General features: G+C 47.8%; 20 protein-coding genes. 5 read left to right on the forward strand and 15 right to left on the reverse strand.

Annotated elements, in window-relative coordinates; genetic code table 11:
* Positions 1-2 precede the first annotated feature (2 nt).
* From IEY34_RS02050 to IEY34_RS02070, 5 genes are all read right to left on the reverse strand, one after another.
* The gene (locus IEY34_RS02050; RefSeq protein ID WP_189006810.1) at positions 3-1,409 is read right to left on the reverse strand and encodes a dihydroorotase; all 1,407 of its coding nucleotides are present in this window, start codon (positions 1,407-1,409) and stop codon (positions 3-5) included.
* A complete protein-coding gene (locus IEY34_RS02055) occupies positions 1,406-2,521 on the reverse strand; it encodes an acyl-CoA dehydrogenase family protein (RefSeq protein ID WP_189006812.1) in 1,116 nt (371 codons plus the stop codon). Before IEY34_RS02055 ends, IEY34_RS02050 begins: the two co-directional genes overlap by 4 nt.
* Complete coding sequence (locus tag IEY34_RS02060; protein WP_189006815.1) at positions 2,491-3,534, reverse strand: PrpF domain-containing protein; 1,044 nt, start codon at positions 3,532-3,534, stop codon at positions 2,491-2,493. Before IEY34_RS02060 ends, IEY34_RS02055 begins: the two co-directional genes overlap by 31 nt.
* Before the next feature lie 5 nt (positions 3,535-3,539).
* The gene (gene asnB / locus IEY34_RS02065; RefSeq protein WP_189006819.1) at positions 3,540-5,348 is read right to left on the reverse strand and encodes an asparagine synthase (glutamine-hydrolyzing); all 1,809 of its coding nucleotides are present in this window, start codon (positions 5,346-5,348) and stop codon (positions 3,540-3,542) included.
* Between the two features lie 212 nt (positions 5,349-5,560).
* The gene (locus IEY34_RS02070) at positions 5,561-6,091 is read right to left on the reverse strand and encodes a cupin domain-containing protein (protein WP_189006822.1); all 531 of its coding nucleotides are present in this window, start codon (positions 6,089-6,091) and stop codon (positions 5,561-5,563) included.
* Positions 6,092-6,279: 188 nt separating this feature from the next.
* On the opposite strand from IEY34_RS02070, the gene IEY34_RS02075 reads away from it, so the two are divergent.
* Genes IEY34_RS02075 through IEY34_RS02090 form a run of 4 tightly spaced genes read left to right on the forward strand, consistent with a single transcriptional unit; the run spans position 6,280 to position 9,452 of the window.
* Entirely contained in the window at positions 6,280-6,804 is a 525-nt protein-coding gene (locus IEY34_RS02075) for an NADPH-dependent FMN reductase (RefSeq protein ID WP_189006824.1), read from the forward strand.
* Positions 6,801-8,189 carry a purine/pyrimidine permease gene (locus tag IEY34_RS02080; protein ID WP_189006827.1) on the forward strand — a complete coding sequence of 463 codons (1,389 nt, stop codon included), beginning with the start codon at positions 6,801-6,803 and terminating at the stop codon, positions 8,187-8,189. Before IEY34_RS02075 ends, IEY34_RS02080 begins: the two co-directional genes overlap by 4 nt.
* Positions 8,161-8,814, forward strand: coding sequence for a DsbA family oxidoreductase (locus IEY34_RS02085; protein WP_189006830.1), 654 nt, complete (start codon positions 8,161-8,163; stop codon positions 8,812-8,814). The genes IEY34_RS02080 and IEY34_RS02085 overlap by 29 nt, the downstream gene beginning before the upstream one ends.
* 32 nt (positions 8,815-8,846) lie before the next feature.
* Entirely contained in the window at positions 8,847-9,452 is a 606-nt protein-coding gene (locus IEY34_RS02090) for a DsbA family oxidoreductase (protein WP_189006833.1), read from the forward strand.
* Positions 9,453-9,531: 79 nt separating this feature from the next.
* On the opposite strand, the gene IEY34_RS02095 is transcribed toward IEY34_RS02090, so the two are convergent.
* From IEY34_RS02095 to IEY34_RS02115, 5 genes are all read right to left on the reverse strand, one after another.
* On the reverse strand, positions 9,532-10,095 hold the full coding sequence (locus tag IEY34_RS02095) for an OsmC family protein (RefSeq protein ID WP_189006836.1): 564 nt from the start codon (positions 10,093-10,095) through the stop codon (positions 9,532-9,534).
* A gap of 26 nt (positions 10,096-10,121) precedes the next feature.
* Positions 10,122-10,805, reverse strand: coding sequence for an amino acid ABC transporter permease (locus IEY34_RS02100; protein WP_189006839.1), 684 nt, complete (start codon positions 10,803-10,805; stop codon positions 10,122-10,124).
* Between the two features lie 36 nt (positions 10,806-10,841).
* Positions 10,842-11,657 (reverse strand): amino acid ABC transporter substrate-binding protein, encoded by an 816-nt coding sequence (locus tag IEY34_RS02105; protein ID WP_189006842.1) that lies wholly within the window; start codon positions 11,655-11,657, stop codon positions 10,842-10,844.
* 145 nt (positions 11,658-11,802) lie between these two features.
* Positions 11,803-12,735 carry a LysR substrate-binding domain-containing protein gene (locus tag IEY34_RS02110; RefSeq protein ID WP_189006845.1) on the reverse strand — a complete coding sequence of 311 codons (933 nt, stop codon included), beginning with the start codon at positions 12,733-12,735 and terminating at the stop codon, positions 11,803-11,805.
* Between the two features lie 157 nt (positions 12,736-12,892).
* Complete coding sequence (locus IEY34_RS02115) at positions 12,893-14,659, reverse strand: methyl-accepting chemotaxis protein (protein WP_189006848.1); 1,767 nt, start codon at positions 14,657-14,659, stop codon at positions 12,893-12,895.
* Between the two features lie 161 nt (positions 14,660-14,820).
* Between IEY34_RS02115 and IEY34_RS02120 the strand changes: the two genes are divergently transcribed.
* Positions 14,821-15,396, forward strand: a complete 576-nt coding sequence (locus IEY34_RS02120; protein WP_189006850.1) for a GNAT family N-acetyltransferase — start codon at positions 14,821-14,823, stop codon at positions 15,394-15,396.
* Between the two features lie 253 nt (positions 15,397-15,649).
* On the opposite strand, the gene IEY34_RS02125 is transcribed toward IEY34_RS02120, so the two are convergent.
* From IEY34_RS02125 to IEY34_RS02145, 5 genes are all read right to left on the reverse strand, one after another.
* On the reverse strand, positions 15,650-17,521 hold the full coding sequence (locus IEY34_RS02125; protein WP_189006853.1) for an RICIN domain-containing protein: 1,872 nt from the start codon (positions 17,519-17,521) through the stop codon (positions 15,650-15,652).
* A gap of 18 nt (positions 17,522-17,539) precedes the next feature.
* On the reverse strand, positions 17,540-18,562 hold the full coding sequence (locus IEY34_RS02130; RefSeq protein WP_308422973.1) for a LacI family DNA-binding transcriptional regulator: 1,023 nt from the start codon (positions 18,560-18,562) through the stop codon (positions 17,540-17,542).
* A gap of 76 nt (positions 18,563-18,638) precedes the next feature.
* Positions 18,639-20,246 carry an ABC transporter substrate-binding protein gene (locus IEY34_RS02135; RefSeq protein ID WP_229757418.1) on the reverse strand — a complete coding sequence of 536 codons (1,608 nt, stop codon included), beginning with the start codon at positions 20,244-20,246 and terminating at the stop codon, positions 18,639-18,641.
* A gap of 48 nt (positions 20,247-20,294) precedes the next feature.
* On the reverse strand, positions 20,295-21,203 hold the full coding sequence (locus tag IEY34_RS02140; protein WP_189006856.1) for a carbohydrate ABC transporter permease: 909 nt from the start codon (positions 21,201-21,203) through the stop codon (positions 20,295-20,297).
* Between the two features lie 49 nt (positions 21,204-21,252).
* Positions 21,253-22,122 carry an ABC transporter permease gene (locus IEY34_RS02145; RefSeq protein WP_373291140.1) on the reverse strand — a complete coding sequence of 290 codons (870 nt, stop codon included), beginning with the start codon at positions 22,120-22,122 and terminating at the stop codon, positions 21,253-21,255.
* Positions 22,123-22,148 lie beyond the last annotated feature (26 nt).

A 22,148-nucleotide genomic window follows, 5' to 3' on the forward strand; every position in this document is an offset into this window, starting at 1 on the left:
ATTTAGTGAAAAGGACTTCCTGATACTTGTTCAAATGTTGCAATTGGAGCCGGCGCATAATTCACTGAATGCCCTTCCGGCTTGCCAAATATCCCGCGATCAAATACGATCTGACCACTGCGAATCGTCACGAGCGGAACACCAGACAATGTCAGCCCTTCATAAGGCGACCATCCGCTAAATGAATGTAAATCCTTAGCCTCAACTTGCCAGGTCTGTTGATCATCCACAATGACCAGGTCCGCATCAAGCCCTGGGCGAAGACTTCCTTTACGATGATTCAAGCGAAACCGATTGGCAGGTCCCTCTGCCAGCAAGCTCACCACTTTGCTCAGTCGTTCATCCCGACTAAGCTCAGGGAGAAAGCGCTCTAGGCCTGTAAGCAGAACAGGCAGTAATTCCTGTACCCCTGGCAAGCCTGGCGGGGCTTCCCCGAAATCTGCCGCTTTCTCTTCTTGAGAATGCGGCGCATGGTCGCTTCCCACTGAAGTTAGCGCGCCATTCTTTACGGCGGCCCACAGCCTTGTCCGATCCCTGCTGCTGCGAATGGCCGGGCTCAGCTTGGTCTTCGTCCCAAGTGCAGACGCACTGTCCAGATCGAACCACAGCTGATGCGCTGTTGTCTCGAACGTCACAGGATAACCGGCGCTAGCAGCTGTTTCCAAGAGATCCACTTCCTCCTCGGAGGAAACGTGGAGAACATGGATGGAAGTCCCGTACTTCCGTACGAGACGAAGTACTCTGGCAATGGCTGCAATAGCTCCACTCCGGGGCGCTATTGCTTCATAGGAAGCCAGATTATCCGGTAATTTATGCACCTGGCGATACAGGTGCAGAACCGCATCATCTTCCGCATGCAGCGTTAACGGGATTTGGCGGTGGGCGGCAAGCCGAAATATCGTTTCGAGATCGGCATCTTGATCAATCACATTACGAGCTGTGCGGTGACCTGTTAAGAAAAGCTTGATGCTCGCCGCATGCTCCTGCCTAAGCACTTCCAAAGGCAGCAGCTTGCCTGGAACAACGCCAATGTGAAAGCCATAGTCAACTAAGGAATGTCCTTGAATCAGTGTTTCCTTCTCTCTGATTCGATCCACTGAATCGGTATAAGGGTGTGTATTAGGCATATCCAGCACTGTCGTAATGCCACCTGCGACCGCTGCCTTGCTGGCTGATTCCCAATTCTCCTTGTGTTCAAGCCCTGGCGTGCGGAAATGAACATGGGAATCGATCAGACCAGGGAGGACATAATGTCCTCCTGCATCCAATTCCTGGTTCCCTCGAGGACGCTCCTGATCATCAAAGACAAGTGCTATTTTCCCATCCTGAACGGCAATGCCTCCCGATCTGACTGCATCTTTATAAACAAGACGACCATTATAAATCACAAGATCATAAATCTCGCTCATGACACCAACTCTTTTCCAATAATTTCCTTAGCAAGCCGGTTCACGGGTCCCATCAGCGAAACAGCGCGAGCGTCACGGAGCAGCCTTTCTAATTTACGTCCCCGCACATAGCTGGAGCCGCCAATGATTTGCTGTGCTTCCCGACATATTTTTTCGCTTGCTTCAGAAGCGAATATTTTGGATTGGTAGGCGATTTTGGCCAGATGCTCGCCACCTTCTTTAGCGGCAACTTTATCAACCAATGCCCTGACAGCTTCCAAGTTTAAATGCAAATCGGACAAGGCAGATTGAAGCAGCGGGCTGCTTTTCAAGCCTTTGCTGCAAACGTGATTCAACGCAAGCTCGTAAGCTGCTTGGCTAATACCAAGGGAAACGGCTCCTAACGTTAGCCCGCATTGCCGAATGCCGTTGATCACATCTGGAGCTCCACCTAACGAACCGATAAATTGCTCAGAGGAAACAAGACATTTATTCAGATGGATAAATCCCGTAGACGAACCTCTCATGCCAGCCAAATTCGTATCCGCATTAGCCGTAATACCTTGGGAAGTTTCGATAAGGAAGAACGTTTGACTTGAATTCCCATAGGTAGATTTCTCATCATTGGCCCCTGTTTGTACGAGTACCAGATAGATATCTGCCAAACCTGCCCCTGTCGTAAAGGACTTGGTCCCTTCAATCAACCAATGACCTTCATCTAATTGCACGGCTTTGGTAGACAGGTTCTGTTTATTCGCTCCTGCCCCTGTCTCCGACCAGGCAGATGCTGCAAGCCACCGGCCATCCGCAAGCTTAGGCAAATATTGCTGACGCTGAGCTTCAGTGCCCCATTCCAAAATCCGTGAAACGACAGATAAGTGTTGAAAAGCAATAATGGCAATAGATGGATCTACACTTGCAACAGATTCAATAAACCGACTGGCAAACAACGAAGTTTCTCCCAGCCCGCCATAGTCAACGGGGACCAGACTGCCCAGCAGACCGGATTGCCGCAATGCAGCAAGCGCCTCTTTCTGTGGCGCCCCTTGCTCATCTGCCGTACCGGCGAATTGTTCCAATTGTTCAAGTAAAGCAGCTAATTCTAGGCGAACACTTTGGACTGCAGTTCCCATTCTCGCGCCGCCCCTTTCTTTAATGGCAATGAGCCGATTAACCGAACATTTTTATCCGAAATGCTGTTGTACAATAAATAATCGTTCAGTTCAGAACCCGTTGTTGAGGTTGAAATTAACGTACTTCCACCTTTGGTTCTAACAGGTAACCGATACGTCGATGACTTCGATGCTTGCACAATTCGGTACACAACAGAGCCTTTGATGGAAGCGGCTGCCCCCACGCAGGCTGCGCCTGTAAGCGCAATTGTTGGGTGCCACGAAGGAACAGAAATCGCTCTGAACGATAGTGATCCCTGTTGATAACTGCCAACCACCGCAATCTTGGGAAAGACACCATCCGGATTTAATCCGATCAACAGCGCTGCGGCTCGGCGAATCTCTTGCAGCTGAGCGAGCGCACCATCTCCGGCTCCGAATAACGCCTCTTCCGATCGGATGCCTAAAGAATCTGCATGTACGAATACATAGGAATTACCAGATGAAACAATAGACACCTCAACCTCGCCAAAGGACGTTGTCAGTTGATTCGTCACTTGACCTGTAGGAAGCAAACTACCGAGGCTTGTACCTTGATTTTCAATAAAGTGAGCTGTGCAATTCATCCCGGATCGAACAGCGTGATCTACTTCGCAAACAAGACTGTCCCCTACATTTTCTATGTAAACACGCACCCTTAATCCTGGACTTGCCGTTGCCACCCAGCCCCATTTCATCGCGACTTGGATCGCTGCCAGAATAGAATGCCCACAGCTGCCTTCATAGTCAAAGGAAACCGGATTTCCCGGAACAAGCTGGAAAAACCAATAGCTCAAATCGTACATCGGATGAGAGGAGGGACGAATCACCACAAATTTGGAGATCAAACCGTGCGGATGCTGACTATCATCCAAATCGGCATGAATACGGTGAAGCACAGGAATGACATCCTGCGGGTTCGTACCGATCTCGGATCCATCAATAATAATGGAGGAAGAAACGCTTCCTTCAGCGTGAGCCAGATAGGTCAACATGTGCGTCACCCCTCAAATTGATATTGTTTAGACGATGAAATCGAAACCTGGAACTGATCCAGCCAAAGTTGGAAAATGGCTAAGGACCACAGCGTCAAGGCTGTTTTTCCGCTCGGTGCAGTGGCTTGCAGCTGAAGCAGCTTCTCTACTGCTTTTGGATTAAACACATTTTGCCTGCGAATGGTTTCACGATCCAACGCTTGTTCGATCGCTGTAAACAGCGGAAGTCCTTTGCGCATCATGGCATCAATCGGTAAGGTGAACGGCTGCTTTTTGCGCGTTAATATCGAGTCAGGCAGCAAGCCTTCCGATGTGCGATAGAGCAGCTTTTTCACTTTGCCGCCGTCCACTCTCCAGCTGTCTGGCAAGCGATTGGCTAAATCCAGGATGCGTGGCTGGCAATAGGGGACCCTAACTTCCACGGAATGAGCCATACTTAGATGATCGACACGACGAAGGTGATACGAAGGCAGCCGATACTCGCGTTCGAACGATAAAATGGTGTCCAGTCTTCCGCGATTCGATTGCCTGAGCGTGTGTTCAATATGGTCCTCGATGGAACCATTTTCCTTCACAAAACTGCGATAGTCATCACTATAAAGCTCCCAGCGTTGATGCGCATCGGCTACACCGAGTGAGCCAATATAGGGCTTCACCCAATCACCCAGCGTATGCACCGCTTCTGCGAAACGATCGTAACCGCCGAACATTTCATCGGCTCCATCACCGGAAATAGTGACCTTAAAGCCAGCTTGCTGAATAGCCTCGAAAAGCGCATAACTACTGAGTGTAATGGGATCGGCATTCGGTTGGCCCAGATGAGTTACAACGGAAGGCAGCAGCTTTTGAAAATTCCTAGGGTCCATCAGCACTTCATGATGCGTTGTACCGAAACGCTGCGCAACTTCGCGGGCGTAGGCCTTCTCATCAAGTGGCCAGTCACCTACATATGAAAGGTTAAAAGAGTGGATGCCATCATTGCTGCCGCTGGCCAAAGCTGTAATTAAGCTGGAATCCAGTCCACCACTATTCACCGTACTGACGGGAACATCGGCAAGCAGCAAGGAATTGACTTCTTCCCCCAAATGCTTGCGCAGATGGGCTGCTGTCTCCTCCAGGTTATCTGTTGGAATGTTCGCATATAAATGCGTTGACCAGCGCTGCAATTTCGGCTTTTCGCCTAACCGGGCATGAAGCAAAGAAGAAGGCGGAAGTGCGTATACGCCATCGAACATCGTTCGCTCTCCGAACACCACTTTCGTCGTTAAGTAGAAGTCAACTCCGGATAACCACAGTTGTTTCGGGATACGCTCGAAAGCAAGCAAGGATGGCAGCTCCGATGAGAAATAAATCGTCTGCTTCTGTTCATCCCAATAATAATAAAGCGACTTCATCCCTGACGGGTCCGTAACCAGTGTCAATGTTACCGTGTCCCGAAGATCGATAATCGCAATGGCGAACATCCCATCCAAATAACGTACAAATTCAGTCCCATATTCGGCATACAAGGCCGGAAGGATAGTGCCATCACACGTATCCGTAAATTGGTAGCCCTTCAATTCCAGCTTTTTTCTTAATGCATGATGATTATAAATTTCACCGTTAAATACAATGCGAATATGCTCTCCACCTACATACGGCTGTTCGCCGCCATCCAAACCGACAATCGACAACCGATTGTTGCCTATCGCCCAGTTGCTTTCCGATAAGACGGACTGCTGGTCAGGTCCACCTTTGAATTGCAGATCAGATACCGCCTTCAAACGCTTTGCATCTACAAAATCATAACCAAGATAACCAAATATACGGCACATGATCTTAAACGCCTCTCTTTCTCTCCTCCGATTGTGAACAGTTACCCTCTTTTAGTTCCCTCCTTCTTTCTGAAAAACCAAGTAATTTCGTTTACATAGTATTCATACTTATTTACTTGGTTTTACTACTGCAAATGTACCATGCCTCTTAAAATCACGTCCAATATCAGTTCACATATCGGTTACATTGTCACAGAACTATGGAAACCCCACTATTTGACATGAAATGACAAATCTGTGACGGGATAAGTAACCGATCCAACTTCTCCAGAAAATAATCGAACAACCGCAAATTTGCGTTCATTCGCCAACTTAAAAGCATGATAGCGCTCCTGCGGCACAACAACCACATCCCCTATGGACACGCCCAATTCAAAATAATGATCTCCATGAAGGCTCTTAATGATGAAAACACCTTTGCCCCCAACAACAATTCGGACTTCATCTTCCTTGTGGTAATGGACGTCTCCAAATTTTTGCAGCATATCCGGTGTCTCTACAGAGAGTACGGCGATATCCCACTTCGTGTAACCCCTTTTTTGAGCAAATTCGACAATTTGGTCCTCATAAATAGCAAGCAGCTGCTGCTTTTCAACTTCACTAAAAGCTATTTTCTCATTTACAAACGCTGGCGTGAAATCTGCGTCCCACTTTTCGAAGTGAATACCTTCCCTGTGCAAATAAGCGGCAATTTGATCTTGAGCGACATACTGACGTGTAACTCTCTCATAAATACTGGACATTTACATTCCTCTTCTCTTATAAAATAGGTTTTTGTAACGGCATCTTATTGAAATAACCAAGATTTGTCAACGCATAGATTAGATCCTATATATCCTATATCGAATTTGGTATTGGAAGTTCCGAAGAAGATTTGACTATAATTTTGTATGAAACCTATAGGGATACTAAGAAAATGGAGTGTGCAAACATGAGTAAAACTGTTCTATTCATTAGCGGAAGTCCACGAGCAAATTCAAGAACCAGAGCGGTGACTAACGTCGTCTATCGGCTGTTAAGAGATCAACGCGGGCATGCCCAGCTCATTGATCTTCATTTGCATGAACTGCCCCTTTTTAATGGCGATCCTGCCCAAAATGAGTATGCTTCCGTCCAGGAGCTGCGCGAATCAGCAGCCCAAGCAGGCGGCTTCTTCATCGTTACGCCGGAATACCATAACGGCATTAGCGGCGCTCTGAAAAATGCGCTTGATTTCCTGAGTTCCGAGCATTTCCATAACAAACCGGTGGCTATAGCAGCAGCATCCGGCGGCGGCAAGAATGGCATTAATGCGCTGAACAATTTGCGCCTTGTCTTGCGCGGCGTTTCCGCGAACGTATTGACTGATCAATTCGCGGCTGACCCCAGTCAAATCGATGAGCATGGCACATTTACAGACGAGGCTGGCGTGAAGTCGCTGAATGCCCTCGTGCATGACTTAATTGCAAACGTATGAAGTCAAGTCAACTGACACGCGGAAAGACGAGCATTCGACTTGCTCTCGCTTCTGTTCAGTGGGCTTTCTTCATCCTAACCGGCGGATTGGTAGCACCCATCGTCGTCGCCGCCGCCTTTCATCTCACGGGTCCGGAAACGGTCGGACTCCTCCAACGAACATTAGCTGTAATCGGCGTTTCATCCTTATTGCAGGTGCTATTCGGCCATAAACTGCCGATTCTGGAAGGGCCCGCTGGTGTTTGGTGGGGCGTATTCATTTTATTAGCCAGCAGTGTTGCGGCTGGGCCTGCCTCAGTTACCCTTTTGCAGCAAATGGAAATGGGCCTGCTGATCAGTGGGGTTCTCATCCTGCTGTTAAGTGTCTTTCGTGTTATTGCACATGTAAAAAAGCTCTTCACGCCTGTCGTTATAGGCACTTATCTGCTTTTGCTTATTTTCCAATTCAGTTCTTCAATCGTCAAAGGAATTCTTGGTGTAGGCTACTCAGACTCCTATATCCATGCGCAAATTGCTTTGCCTGCCCTGGCAACTCTCGTTTTCACTTTCATTTGCGGACGTTTGAAAAATGTCTTTTTTCGCAATTTCTCTGTTTTGCTTGGCGTTATGTTTGGCTATGCCCTTTTTGGATTGCTCGGTTTGATCCCTGCATTCACTGTTCGGCAGATGAGTCTTACACTTCCTTCCTTGTTCGCATGGGGGAAACCTGAATTCAATGGAGGCATTCTGCTAACGACTCTCGTCATTGCCCTGCCGCTGCTGATTAACATGATTGCTGCTATTGTAATCGTAGAGAAGGCAGCCGGCAGAGCAGCACAGAATGTGTACCGCCGTGCAGGTGTCGTGATGGGCATTAACCAGTTATTGTCCGGACTGTTCTCTGCCGTTGGATGTGTATCCAATTCGCATACCGCTGGATTCATCGCTTCCACACAAATGACCAAACGACTGCCTTTCATCCTAGGCTGCCTAATCATCATCGCAACGAGCTTCTTCCCTTTCTTCACGATAGCTTTAGCCTCTATTCCCGTGCCCGTTGCCTTTGCGGTTATCTTCTATTCCTTTACACATCTCCTAACCGCCGGACTGCGCGAATATGAACCCATTCTCCATGAGGAGAAGAAGCTGCTTGTTATCGGTGTCGCCCTCTTCGCAGGCGTGGGCAGCATGTTCATTCCAGCCGCAAGTCTTGCTCATACACCCGATGTTATGAAGCCGATTTTGAACAATGGACTTATCGTTGGCGTGCTTACTTCTATCTTGTTTGAGCAGGGTATTCGAGGGAAAGATACTTTCGTTTCTTGGCTGCAAACCCGCAGCAATCAACAGCAAACTTTCCGCGAAAGGAACTCTAAACATGGCGTTAACGATCAAAGTGTACTCTGATTATGTCTGTCCGTTCTGTCTCTTAGCCGAGGATCAGCTAGAACAAGCCGCTGCTGAGCGCGATGTCATCATCGAATATAGGCCATTCGAGCTTCGACCATATCCTAAGCCTACTCTGCGGCCAGAGGATGCGTATATGCAGACCAATTGGGCCGAGAAGGTTTATCCGCTGGCTGAACAGCTTGGCGTTAAGATGGTGATGCCTCCATTTTCCCCGCAACCCTACACGCACTTGGCCTTTGAAGGCTTCCAATTTGCCCAAGAGCATGGCAGGGGCAAAGCCTACAATTCAAGGATGTACAGCGCTTTTTTCCAAGATAGCCTCGACATTGGCAGCACCGACGTTCTGACCCAGCTCGCGGAAGAGCTGGGTCTTGAAGGCCAAGCCTTCCGCCATGCCTTGGAACAGCGAACTTACCGAGAGCATCACCGCAAGGCGCTCCATCATGCCTACGAGGAAGCTAAGATAACGGCTGCCCCAACCTTTGTCATCGGTGATACAGCAGTCAAATGGCTTATTTATAAAGAGCAGTTTCTGGAAGCCATTGATGCTGAGCTAGCCAAACGTCAAAGGCTCGAACGTTGGTCGGAAGGATTAAGCTGCCAAGCAGACGGCTGTTACTAAAAATTACAAGATTGGCGAGAGGAGCTTGAACGATGGCACTAACCCTGAAAGTATATTCCGATTACGTCTGTCCCTACTGTATTCTGGCTGAGGGCGAACTCGAAGCCGCAGCAGCGGAACGAGGCATTGAGGTTGACTATTTGCCTTATGAGCTTCGACCTTACCCCACACCTACCTTGCGGCCAGAAGGCGAGTATATTACCAAGGATTGGCGAGAACGTGTATTTCCGATTGCTGCCGAGCTAGGTATCCCCATTGTGAAGCCGCCTTTTTCACCGCAGCCCTACACGCATTTAGCCTTCGAAGGCTACCAGTTTGCCAAGGAGCATGGCCAAGCCAAGGCATACAATTCGCGGATCTATCAAGCTTTTTTCCTAGAAAGCAAGGATATTGGCAGCATCGACGTATTGACGGAGTTGGCTGGTGAGGTTGGTCTTGATCCTGCTGCCTATCGACATGCACTGGAACAAAGGACTTACAAAGAGAAGCATGGTCAAGCGCTTCATCACGCCAACTACGAAGCTAATATTACTTCAGCCCCTACATTCGTCATCGGAGACACGGTTATACGCGGCATGGCCTTCAAACATCAATTCTTGGACGCCATTGACCGAGAATTAGCAAAATCAGCGCGGTAACTATAAGCGATTGTTTCAATTCATTCAAAAAGAAGCTGCTCTCGAGGTTATCAACCTTTTGAGGCAGCTTCCGCTTTTTCTAACCGACATTCACACTAGGTTCAAGTTGCTCAGCAGGATGATCATGAACAACCTGGCCATTCACAACCTGGGGATGCTGCAGCAAGTTCAAGATGGGGCAAGCCAACTCCACAGCTTGGTGCAGCGCCTCAATCTCTTGCTTTGTTGCCGGTGAGATCAGATGGAGCGTGTAACCAATATTATGTAAGTAAACGGGAATCTCCTCATAACCGGGGCGCCCTGCGAAGGGGTGCATTTCGCCAGTTACTTCCACCTCGATCGCATGAAGTTCTACACCTCGATCAGCGGCTTGAATCAACGTTATATGCGAGAGACAGCTGCCTAAAACACCAAGCTGCAATTCAGGTGAGCCTGGCCCCAGATTGTACCCGGCAAAGTCCTCGCCGCTATCACTGAGAATTTGAAAATCGCGAATACGAATTTCACGTATCCCGCTTCTGCCTGCGACTTGAACTTTGGCTTTCAATTGCTGAGAAGCAATCCGTTCTTCTTGTTCCAAACGTTTTTTGCGTGTGAGAATCGCATTCTTTTTCTGTACCAGGTATTCTACGAGTCCACTCATTTGAAAATCCTCCTCTAAAATAAGGTTTATAATCCAACTTCATTGCCATAAGGCTCATTTGCTTTGCGTTCCAGACGCATTTGGATGTAGCCAAATAAGATCGCTGTCACCCAATACAGAATCGCGGCGGCTAAGAAACATTCCAGGAACTTGTAAGTGTCTGCTGCAAGCAGCTTCGCTTTAGCCAGCATTTCCGTAAGGCCAAGCGTGAAACCGAGCGAAGTTTCTTTGAGAATCGTAACGAAGGTATTCCCTAACGAGGGAAGTGCAATGCGAAAAGCTTGCGGCAATATGATGCGCTTCATACTTTGCCACCTCGTCATGCCAATGGAAAGCCCTGCTTCCCACTGGCCATGATCGACGGAGCGAACGGCAGCGCGGATAATCTCTGCCATATAAGCGGCACTATTGAGGCTGATGCCGATAATGGTGGCCGTAAAAGCGTTCATTTCACTAAAAATCGGAATGATTTGCGGTATGCCATAGTAGAGAATAAATAATTGAACCAGCAATGGCGTTGCGCGAAAAAATGAAATGTACACTTTTGCCGCCCAAGCCAGTACCTTGATCTTCTTGCGGATCACATGTTCAAGAATGAGTCCGAGAATAAGTCCCAAAATCATGGAAATGACTGCAATGCTAATCGTCAAGTACATGTATTGAAGCAATCTAGGGATTGCTAACAGCAGGTAAGTCAAATCGAACTGCATCTGGATGGCCTCCCTTCCTCCTTAGGGACGCAAGCTCTACGGATTGGTTAAGTCTTCGGTAAACCACTTCTTCGATAGATTGCCTAGCGTGCCGTCCTTGCGAAGCTCCTGAAACGCTTTGTTCACTTGTTCGACTAATTGCTTATTCTCATCATTGGTCACAAACGGATTCGCAGCCGGCAGCACATTGAATTGTTGACCAGCCAACTGCAGTGGCAGCCCCGTCTTCTTGATTGTTGCTAATGCGGAAGCTTTCGTTGAGAATGTGGCATCCACTCGACTTAGCGCGACATCATTGAAGCCAGCCTCCGCTGTTTCATAGTTGACGACCGTAATTTCTCCTTTCTTATCAAAATCTTTGACGAAATTAATAAAATTCGTTCCAGATTGAATCGCTACTTTCTTGCCTTTCAAATTTTCCAGCGACTGAATGCCATCGTTCCCCTTCTTCACAACCAGTTGCGCACCGGAGTATACATACGGATCATCGAATAAGTACTTCTTTTTGCGTTCATCCGTTACGGAAATAGAATTGGCAATCGTATTGATTTTGCCAGTATCCAGCAGTCCGAAAAGTCCACTGAATTCCGACGTTTGCCACTTGATTTCATACTTAATCTTCTTGCCGATTTCCGTCCACACATCAACTTCGTAGCCTTCCAGCTTATTCGTCTCGCTGTTTTGGAAAACATAGGGATAGAATCCCGCTGTTGTACCTATACTCAGCACCTTGTTCGCTCCTGCAGCTCCAACAGATTTCTTCGAACATGCCGTCAAACTAATGGCAAGTAAACCCGCAGCAAGCAGGATACCCGCTCTCTTCCCAAACTGCAACCCCTTCGAATCAACCATTTGCTGCACATCTCCTTTAAATTTCTTTGTATGCCCCATCGTTAACTCATTATTCTTATGAGTTTTGTAGGAATTAGCTACAAAAAAAATTATAGATGTGCTTCTACTTAATTTCCAATATGAAAATCCTTATATCTCTTATTGTTTAATAACTATGAATGACCTTGGACAAGTTTCGCGGCTTAGGCTTCTGATGCTGCAAATGATGAAAGTAATTGATAATAAACAAACGGAACCGCTCGAAAGCAGGCGACTGCTCTGTTCGATTCAACCAGGAAAGGGCTAATGTCCGCGTGCACTCGGGGTCCATAATCGTCAAGGACTCCGTCTCTGGATCTATTTCATTAAGGCCAAATAATTCGGGAATGAAAGCTATGCCGACTCCTGAACGAACTAGCGTCTGCATTAACCTTGGCTCTTCTACCTCAAATACAATGTTAGGCGCAAAGCCGGCACGTTGGCAAAATTCATCCGTAGATTCACGCAACCCGAATCCTGCTTTCAAACTAATAAAAGGTTCATTCGCTAATTCAGCAAGCTTCACTTGCCCTCGTCCTGCCAAGCGATGCCCTTTGGGCACAAGCAGCCTGATTTCTTCCGTCAGGAGGACCGTACTGGAAACCGAAGGTAGATCAATAGGGGGTGCTGAAATGCACAAATCAATTTCCCTCGCTTCAAGCAGCTTTTTCATGGAGGGGTAACATCCTTGATGAAAGCGAAAGTGAACACCGGGTTGTTTGGTCACGAAGTTAGCGATGACTTGCGGCAGAAAGGGCAGATGAATTGCTGCAATAGACAGCACTTCCTGATGTTTTCCAGCTAACTTTCGCGCTTCTTCCTTCCCTTTCTCCAGTTCCATAAACACACGATCTACATGCTCCAAAAAAGCCTTCCCGGATTCATTCAAGCGAATATTCCGCCCATGTCTATAAAATAATGAAACACCGAGATCCTCTTCTAATCGAGCAATCGTCTGGCTAAGGGAAGGTTGGGCGATGTTCAATTCTCTCGCTGCCTGGGTAATATGTTCACGTCTGGCTACCGTTTGAAAATATTTTAGCTGCAATAAATCCATCATGATCCCTGCTTTCCTCGATTATTGGCTTATTGAACAAAATAGACACGAAGCGTATGCCACGTGTCTACAGATGTCTGTTTGACTATATTGGTTCAAACTGGAAAATCAATAAGATTGTTCCTTATTCTAGGTGAATTCGTTCTTCTAGTCAAGAGGCTTATACGTTTATTTGTTCAATCGACTTTCTCATCTCATCGGTTAATCCGCTCAAGGCATCGGCTGAATCTGCAATTTCCTTGGCAATTCGGAGCTGATCATGGGTCAGCTTATGAATATTCGAGGTGCCGTCTGAAGAGACCTTAGCAATATGGGCAATATCCACTACCGACGCGGTCACTTCTTCTGCTCCTGCGGACATCTGCTCTGTTACCGTTGAGATATCTTGAATTTGCTCGGATACGAAACGGAATTGCTCCACGATATGTGTGAAAAAAGCTTCCGCTTTTTTGGATAAAGTGGCGCCCGTCTGTACTTCCTTCATCCCGTTTTCCATCGCTTCGCCCATGCGCTCAACTTCGTTGTGAATATTTTGCAGCAAGGAAGCAATCTGACTCGCCGAGCTCGCCGCATGGTCAGCCAGCTTGCGCACTTCACCCGCGACAACTGCGAATCCGGCGCCATGTTCTCCAGCTCTGGCAGCCTCAATCGAAGCATTCAGTGCCAATAATTTCGTCTGTTCCGCAATCTCCGTTATCGAAGACAAGGCAACGCCGATATCCTGCGAGTGCCCGCGCAGCAAACCTGCTCGACGCAGCGCTTCTTCCGTTGCAGACGTGATTGTCACAAACTGGCCATTCATGTTGTGGACGATGGCCTGGCCGGATTCTGCGCTTCCGAGCGCATTCGTGGAAGCATCCGATACCGTGAAGGAGGCTTCAGAAATACGCTGAATAGCTGTTGCCATTTCTTCCATCGAACGAGCGCTATCTTTCGTGCTAATTTGAACCGTGTTCGCTCCTTCCGCTACCTCTTCAATCGATGCACTTACTCTCGTATTCATATCCAGCAAATAGTGTGCTTGCTGATTGAAGTGCTGTGTCGTCAGAACGAACTGGTCCGAAGTAATGGACACATTCGACACGATGTTTTTGAGCATATCATTGACCTCATTGGACATTTGCAGCATGGCTTTGTACACGGTGCCGATTTCATCAACCGATTTTACCGGATTAGCGGTCAGCAGCTGTTGGGCATGCAAAAGATCACCCTTGGCTATGCTTTGAGCACCTGCACCAATCCACTTCAATGGTCGCAACGAGCGAGAAACAAACAACATAACCAAAGCGAGTCCCAATAAAGTTAGAACTAACATAAGAATGTATATGGGAACGTTGCTCTTCATCAAACTGCTTGTCATCCGTTCCAATTCTCCCGCTTCCGTATCAATCCCCAGAATCGCGATCATCTTGCCATCGGCATTTTTCACCGCTGAATAGGTTGAAATGTATTTCCCGTATTTGGGATTTTCGATAAGATCCGAGCTCGTGGATTCACTTTTTAACAGCTTTTGTACCGCCGCTTTGGAAATATCGGTTACCTCGTTGATCGGCGAAGCGGAGTCCGAATCTTTGGGCTGGCCGTCGATCATAATGAGCGGTTGGCTTTTGTCATCAATCCGCACAATATACACGTATAGAGCGCCAATCTGTTTGCGATATGTATCTAACTGCTGCCTGATCGTCCAATACAGGTCATTTTCTTTGGGTTCCTTCAGAAATTGTTCCAGTTTGCCTGCATCCATCCCCTTGCTGTAGCTTTCAGCTAACCGAATACCATAGCTAGATATCGTTTCCATTCCCGCAGATTTAGCATTGCGAAGTTCCATCCAGATGTAGCCTGCCGACAATGCCATAACAACGATCATAACGGCCGAAACTATGCGAACAACCAACCGCTCTCTTAGCCATGCAACCCCATTTAACATCGAAACTCTCCTTTAACCCAACAGTATTCGATTGATTTCGACGAAAACTCCAGAATACCTGCCTGTATCAAGCCTGTTGTTATCATTTTAAGCTAATTTTCAGCTATTTGTGGTAGGTTAAAAGAACTACACCCGATACTGATGAAAAGCCAGGTGACCCGATGATGCGAATTGGCCTATTTGATTCTTTTCCCGTGCTGACAACAAGCCGTTTATGTTTGCGCCAAATGAACACGGGGGATGCCGAAGACCTCTATCACTTTTATTCAAACTCAAAAGTAACCCAATTTCTTGACTGGCACGGCCCCTCCTCTGTGCAAGATTCCCAAGATCTCATTGTTTCCTGGAATCAACATTTTCAAGATAAACGACTATTCCCCTGGGGCATTACGATGAAAACGGATCCAACGCTGATTGGTACGGTCATGTTCATGCCCATTCGAAACACGTTCGAGCAGAAACCGCTGCTGCCCCTGAACGTTGGATTTGAATTAAATCCCCAATATTGGAACAAAGGCATCATGTCTGAAGCCCTTGAAGCCGTACTTTCCTTTAGCAAGGAACATATCGGCGCGCATCGCATTCAAGCCGAAGTGTTCCCGGACAATAAAGCCTCCTTGAAGGTGCTCGAGAAGCTTGGATTCAAACAAGAAGGTGTGATGCATCAATATTTGATGCATGAAGTGACACGCACATTCCTGGATGTCATCATGCTGGCGATCATTAACAATACCTAGAGCATGCACATACTGGTGGTTGCATTATATAGAGGGTTGGGAGAACGTGTAGAGTAGCTTGAGGGGAAAATAGCTGACTTGTTGGATGATGCGGCGGCTCATCTAGCGATAGGGGAACAGCACGAGGAGAGCCCATTAAGGATGAATAAGCACGCTAGGCTTGCTTATCCATCCAAAACAGGAGACATTCGAGCGAACAAGTACCTTTAATTTCCTTATTTATCCAAATTAAGCCCGTGCCACCCCTCAATCCCTACTGCTTAACCAACTGCCACTGCTGACTGGTTGCGCCATTATCCGTAAACTGCACGATCGTCGCGCCGTTCGTTGTGGAGGATGCGCTCACATCCAGCAGCTTGTTGCTGTTGCGGTTCTGCAATTTGACATACCCGCCGCCTGCGTTCAGCGGCTTCCACTGCTGATTGTTTCCGCCATTATCGGTATATTGGATGACTGCGATGCCGTCGCTTTGGGAGGCGTTGGTCACATCCAGAACCTTGCCGCTATTGCGGTTTTTCAGCTTGTAATAGCCGCTACCAGCATCTACGAACTGCCACTGCTGATTCGTCCCGGCATTATCCGTGTATTGGATAATCGCTCCGCCATTGGCCGTGGACGCGCCGCTTACATCAATTAATTTCCCACTATTGCGGTCCACAATTTTATAATAGGCAGCCGTATCAATGGCCGGCGAAGTCGTCGGTGTGTATTGCGCCCCAGTGATGACGAAGGTTGCGATCGCTCCCGCAGGAAGTGTATGCTGGAAGGTTTTGTTACTGAGCGTGAGCCCAGTTATCGGAGCCACATTCTCACTGGTGCTCGTTACCGTTCTTGTTCCCGTGACAGCGCCTGTAATCGAACTGAACGCCGACAAGTCGTACGTTACTGTGTTGGCTGAACTGCTGTCATTGATCGTGACGATAACGATTTTGTTCGAGACTGGATCATAAGCTGCGATGGAATTGCCATCTTGAATATCAATGATTTTATATCCCGGACGAATGTATTTGCTCCACTGCGCCATGGCCCAATATTTCTTGTTTTGGACAGCAGTGAAGGTGGAATTGGCATCGTTCAAATCATTGACATCAAGCATGCCCCAGCCGCCGCCGTCAACCGCTTGCCAATACATCCAGGCTGAGTTTTTCATATAGCGCATATCGTAGACGATGGATCTGGCCATTTGCATGCCGGAAGCATCACCGTCACCATGCTCGGACATCCAGATTTTCTTGCCCGCAGCCGCTTGATTAAAGCCTACCCGGTCATTTCCGCCGTACGTATGAACATTGTACTGAGAAACGACCGCTTTGGTCGCTGCTGAGAAGCTGTTGATCGTATCCCGCCCCACGTCAATGCTCGTTTCGTCAGAAGCGCTAACGGTCGTTGTAGAGCCTTGCAGCGTTAGTGCTGCTGCTACTTTCTGAATGATCTGCTCCTGATTCGGTCGGTCAAAGTGGGCTCCTTCCTGACGGTTGCCGAACGTCCACCAGGAAGCCATCGGTTCATTCAGCGCCGTTAAAGTCCGGAACGTGACGCCCCAATAATCTTTAAAATGTTTGTTCACCGTGACCAAATAATCCGCGAAAGCATCATACATATCCGTTCTTAGATTGTTCGCAGCGCCATAATTGCCAGTCACGCTGCCGCTTTGCGTCATCCACCATGGCGGTGAATTGGAGAAAGCTTCAGCAATGAATTCACTTGACGCAATGCGTGATTTGGCTGCTTGGAGAAACCAGCGCTGGTTCGCATCCTGCGTCCAATCATAGGTCCCCTGCGTTGGCTGGAAACCGGGGACGCGTGCGCGAAGCTCCATATTGTTGGGATAAGCTGGATTCTCGCCACCGCCAATATTATAACGGACGATATTCATATTCAGTCCGCTTGAGCTGAAGAGCTGGTCAGCATAAGTAGTGCGAACAGCATCCGGGGCTCCCCCGATGCGATTGGCAAACCACGCCAGGGAGGTTCCCCATCCTTCCCACGTCTGGTACTGCGTATTGGGATCCACTGCCGCCGTATACGTTCCGGCACTAGCCATAGGCACACTAATCGTCGCACATAAACTGGAAATGAGCATCATGGATGTCAAAGCCGCCTTCGCTTTTCTCGGAAATTTCATTCTTTCATTACCTCCTATTCATTGTGTACTCTGCCTAATCAGGAGTGTAGGTTCCAGAACTGTCAGTTTCTTCACCTTTTCTTTCTGAATCAATTTGGATAGGATCAGCATCGCTTGCCTGCCAAGCTGCTCGCTATGCTGAGAAACGGTTGTGAGCTCCGGATTCATCGCTGATGCCAACTGCGTGTCGTCAAATCCCGCAATCGCGACATCTTCCGGGATTCGCAGCCCACGTGAAATCGCCGCTTTCATCGCGCCAATGGCCACGTAATCATTCATGCATAAGAAAGCCGTTGGCCGTTCTGGCATCATCATAAACTGATCCATCTGTTTACGCCCGCAGGCCATCGAGAAATCCCCCAAACGCACCCAATCTTGGCGATAAGAGAGAGAATTCGCAAGCAATGAGCGCTTGTAAGCTTGCAGTTTTTCAAACGTTGTCGTCGTTTCTGCGGTTCCGCCTATGAAGCCGATGCGGCGGTGTCCGTGATCAATCAGATGCTGCATGAGCAATTGCGCACCCAAGTATTCGTCCGTTTTCACGCGATGGCAAGGGTGTCCCGGCAAAGAGCCGTTAATCAACACAATCGGAATTTTCTTCTGAATATGAACGACTTCCTGCACAAGAGCATCCGGACAATGACGTGAATTAATACGTCCGCCCATGAATAAGAGTCCTTCCACCTGCCTTTCGCAAAGCGAATTTAAATATTCGGATTCTCTGCTGCAATCGCTGAAGGTGTTGCATAGAAACAGGGTATACCCCAACTTTTGCGCAGCTCTCTCTGCCCCTCCGAACACCTCTGGGAAAAACATGTTGCTGCTATCGGGAAATAATACACCAATCATGCCCGTCTTCTTATTCACCAGACTGCGCGCCAAGACATTCGGCTGAAAGTTATGCTTTTCGATAATCGCCATAATCTTCTGCCGGGTTGACGTTCGCACAGGAGCTGTATCATTGAGAACACGGGAAACTGTCGCGACGGAAACGTTCGCTTCCCTAGCAATATCGTAGACTGTAATAGATTCCAGGAGCACACACTCTCCGTTACGTCGAATTAGCAAGTGAAAGATCGAAGGCCTGCTCTGCAACAGACCTTCGATAGCCTAATTCCTATTTGCTGCTTTCTACCGTTGCTTTAAAAGCATCCAACTGCTTCTGAATTTCGGTCATCAGCTTATCAAAGCCGGCCGTTTTCAATTTTGCGCGGAAATCGTCCACCGCTTTCACAGGGTCGCCTGCTTTGCCGTACAGGATGGCAGGTCCCATTTGACCAACAATCTGGGTAATCGCCGTTAATTCATTCGTGACCGGCGCTTTATCGAACACAAATCGACCGTAAGGATACGCTTTTTTGACTTTGTCATACGAGGCGTACAGATCTCCTTTGCCTACCCAGTCATTGCCGTCTGGAATTTCATTCTTATCGATACGTCCACCCCAGAAGTCGGTGTAGAAGTCGTCTCTTTGCACATCATAGCCATCTGGACGATACCGTTTGCCATCTTTCACAACATATTGCACGCCTTCAAGCCCATAGTTCATCAGACGGTACACTTCAGGGTCTTGGCGAATCAAGTCGTAGACCATCAAAGCGCGTTCCGGATGCTTGCTTTTGGCACCGATCGAAGTTCCGCCATGCGTGATCGACATGGACACGAGGTTATTGCGCGTCGCCGAGAAAGGGAAGAATTGCAGATCTGACCCTGGCTGCAGCTTATCCATTTTGATTCGTTCCCCGAGGAATGTTTGCGTATGATGCTGGTCTACAGATGATTTGCCAGCTTCCAGCTCCGAGCGATTGTCGCCTTTATAGTTGAGCACATCCTCACGCCAGAAGCCCTTGTCTCCCCAATCCTTCATCATTTTCGCGAAATTCACGAAAGTATCATCGAGAATTGGACTGTAGGCTTTATACTTTTCATCATACGATTTGCCGTAAACAAGACCGAATAACCCTGTACTGATTGGAAGCTCGATGGCATCCGTGTACGAATTGATGTAGCCGGCAATATTGCCTGCCGCCGTACCGTTCGCATCCCAAGGCACAACGCCCGGCTTCTTGTCTTTGACACCCTGGAAGTAAGTTTCCAACGTCTTCCAATCTTTAATCGGCGACGTGATACCGAATTCCTTGGCCCAATCTCCCCGATACAAGAAGCCGTGATTCACCCACTGCGTGTAGTGGTCTTCCGGGATCAGCATAATCTGATTCTTATATTTGGTCTCAGCCCAGTTCTCAGGCGGGACTTCCTTCCATGTTAACGGTGCGTACACAGGCAGCAGTTTATCCAGCGGTTGGAAAGCGCCTTTTTGCGCATTTTGCCACGTATCCAGCCAATCTGTTGCCACCGTGATCAAATCAACGGGCTCCCCGGAAGCAAGCAGCAGATTGTACTTGGTTTGCCAATCTGCCCATTCCACCCATTTAATTTCCAGTTTAGCATTCGCTTTTTGCTTCAGAATAGCATTGAGCTTTTCCATCACTTTTTCGAACTGGCCATTTTTCGGCTTATCGCCCAGCATTACGTAGGAAATCGTTTGAAATTCAGAGGTATCGATTTTCGCTGTTGCCCCTCCTGCTGCTGTGGCTGCTGCTGTCGTTGTGGCCTTATCCGTTGAGCCTTTATCCGTGCTGCTAGGCGTCGTACAGGCTGTCAAACTCACGGCGAGCGTTGCAGCCAACGCTACACCAAACACTTTTTTCTTTTTTTTCATCATCGGAAACTGCCTCCCCATTTTCATTTTGCAACTAGGCTATGTGTTGCGTCAGCCTTTCACAGCGCCAACGGTAATACCTTTGATAAAATATTTCTGGACCATCGGATAGAACAGAATGACGGGCCCCGTAGCGACGACCGCTGTCGCCATTTTCATCGACTCCAGAGGCATATCCCTAGGCTGAACGTTAGAAGAAACGGATGAATTTTTGATAAAATCAGCGCTAGTAACGACATTGTAGAGAAACAATTGCAGCGGTCTATATTTCATATCGGGTGAGAGGAACAGCATGGCATTGTACCATTCATTCCAATAACCAAGTGCGATAAACAACCCAATTGTAGCCAGCGCCGGCGTGGTCATCGGTAGAATCAGCTTGGTGAAGATTTTGAAATCCCCCGCTCCATCCATCTTCGCTGACTCGGTAATCGCATGAGGGATTGAGGTCACGAAACTTTTCATCATAATGATGAGAAAGGGACTCATTAATCCTGGCAGCAGCACCGCCATATAGCTGTCTTTCAGGTGCAGCCACTGCGTCATGATCAGATAAAAAGGGACAACCCCACCTTGAAACAAGGTTGTAAAATAGATGAAAAAGGAGATCCGATTGCGATAAGGAAAGTCCGGCCGCTGCAAGGAATAACCTGTCATGGCAACTATGAAGAGTCCAACCGTGGTTCCCACTATCGTAATCCCCAGCGTTACTCCATAAGAGCCAATGATCACAGCCGGATTCTCAAAAACAATTTTGTAAGCAAATGTACTGAATTCTTTGGGCCATAAATTGTAACCGTGCAGCGTAATTGATTTCTCTGCCGTTAACGAAGTTCCAAGAACGAGCAGGAACGGCAGCAAACAACAAAGTGCAAATAGACCAATAAACAGATAGCCGAACGCCCTGATAGCTACCGAGGAAAAATCCGTTCCTCTTTGACGTGCGATGACTTGTTCCACAGGATATCCCTCCTTAACGATCCATCATGAACCTAGTGCGTTAATTGTTCTAGAAAAGCGTGTTTTCTGGCGAAGCCTTTTTAACTAGCCAGTTTGCTGTAATGACGATGAAAAAACCGAAGACAGACTGATACAGACTGACAGCGCTTCCCAAAGAGAAGTTAAAGTTGTTCATTAAGGAGCGGAAAACGAAAGTTTCAATAATATCTGTCGCATCGAATAGCGCCGTGTTGTTCGCACCGACCAAATTGTAAAACAAGCCAAAATTACCACGAAGTATTCCCCCCAAGGAGAACAGCAGTAAAATAATGAACGTCGGTTTCAGCCAAGGCAGCACGATATAACGAATGCGCTGCAATGCGTTAGCACCGTCGATTTCAGCGGCTTCTACGATCTCGGAGTCAAGGCCCATAATGGCTGCAAAATAGACGATAGATCCATATCCTGTCGATTGCCATAGGTAGGTGATTACGATAATAAATGGCCAGATACCAGGGTTTGAGTAGGTTTTAACGGGATCCCAACCGATTGATTTGAGCATGCTGTTCAGTAAACCGTAGTCGTAGCTGAGAATGTTGTAAGCAATCAAACCGACAAGCACGAAGGAGATAAAAAAGGGTAGGAACATCAAGGACTGCGTGATTTTCTTGAACCACTTTTTGCGCAGCTCATTGAGCAAAATCGCAATGCTGATTTGCAACGTGTTGCCGATCAGAATAAACGCAAGATTGTAGGCGATCGTGTTAAAAGTCAGCTTCCATAACGCCCCGGAGGTGACGAGAAACTTGAAATTATCGAAGCCAACAAACTGGCTGCCGAAGATGCCCGATGTATAGTTGTAATTGATAAAAGCGAGATACAATCCTGGCATGGGCAGATAGGACATCAACAAGAAAAATAAAATCGCTGGCACACACATGAGCAGCAAGGTGCGATGGGTCCAGA

Origin of the sequence: Paenibacillus marchantiophytorum, assembly GCF_014640555.1 — a bacterium.
Taxonomy (GTDB): domain Bacteria; phylum Bacillota; class Bacilli; order Paenibacillales; family NBRC-103111; genus Paenibacillus_E; species Paenibacillus_E marchantiophytorum.

Coding starts and splice junctions, on each gene's coding strand:
- IEY34_RS02070 (WP_189006822.1), bottom strand. CDS start 6,091: ATGTCCAGTATTTATGAGAGAGTTACACGTCAGTATGTCGCTCAAGAT.
- IEY34_RS02085 (WP_189006830.1), top strand. CDS start 8,161: ATGGCGTTAACGATCAAAGTGTACTCTGATTATGTCTGTCCGTTCTGT.
- IEY34_RS02115 (WP_189006848.1), bottom strand. CDS start 14,659: ATGTTAAATGGGGTTGCATGGCTAAGAGAGCGGTTGGTTGTTCGCATA.
- IEY34_RS02075 (WP_189006824.1), top strand. CDS start 6,280: ATGAGTAAAACTGTTCTATTCATTAGCGGAAGTCCACGAGCAAATTCA.
- IEY34_RS02090 (WP_189006833.1), top strand. CDS start 8,847: ATGGCACTAACCCTGAAAGTATATTCCGATTACGTCTGTCCCTACTGT.
- IEY34_RS02080 (WP_189006827.1), top strand. CDS start 6,801: ATGAAGTCAAGTCAACTGACACGCGGAAAGACGAGCATTCGACTTGCT.
- IEY34_RS02060 (WP_189006815.1), bottom strand. CDS start 3,534: ATGTTGACCTATCTGGCTCACGCTGAAGGAAGCGTTTCTTCCTCCATT.
- IEY34_RS02105 (WP_189006842.1), bottom strand. CDS start 11,657: ATGGTTGATTCGAAGGGGTTGCAGTTTGGGAAGAGAGCGGGTATCCTG.
- IEY34_RS02055 (WP_189006812.1), bottom strand. CDS start 2,521: ATGGGAACTGCAGTCCAAAGTGTTCGCCTAGAATTAGCTGCTTTACTT.
- IEY34_RS02050 (WP_189006810.1), bottom strand. CDS start 1,409: ATGAGCGAGATTTATGATCTTGTGATTTATAATGGTCGTCTTGTTTAT.
- IEY34_RS02145 (WP_373291140.1), bottom strand. CDS start 22,122: ATGTGTGTGCCAGCGATTTTATTTTTCTTGTTGATGTCCTATCTGCCC.
- IEY34_RS02120 (WP_189006850.1), top strand. CDS start 14,821: ATGATGCGAATTGGCCTATTTGATTCTTTTCCCGTGCTGACAACAAGC.
- IEY34_RS02095 (WP_189006836.1), bottom strand. CDS start 10,095: ATGAGTGGACTCGTAGAATACCTGGTACAGAAAAAGAATGCGATTCTC.
- IEY34_RS02110 (WP_189006845.1), bottom strand. CDS start 12,735: ATGATGGATTTATTGCAGCTAAAATATTTTCAAACGGTAGCCAGACGT.
- IEY34_RS02125 (WP_189006853.1), bottom strand. CDS start 17,521: ATGAAATTTCCGAGAAAAGCGAAGGCGGCTTTGACATCCATGATGCTC.
- asnB (WP_189006819.1), bottom strand. CDS start 5,348: ATGTGCCGTATATTTGGTTATCTTGGTTATGATTTTGTAGATGCAAAG.
- IEY34_RS02100 (WP_189006839.1), bottom strand. CDS start 10,805: ATGCAGTTCGATTTGACTTACCTGCTGTTAGCAATCCCTAGATTGCTT.
- IEY34_RS02135 (WP_229757418.1), bottom strand. CDS start 20,246: ATGATGAAAAAAAAGAAAAAAGTGTTTGGTGTAGCGTTGGCTGCAACG.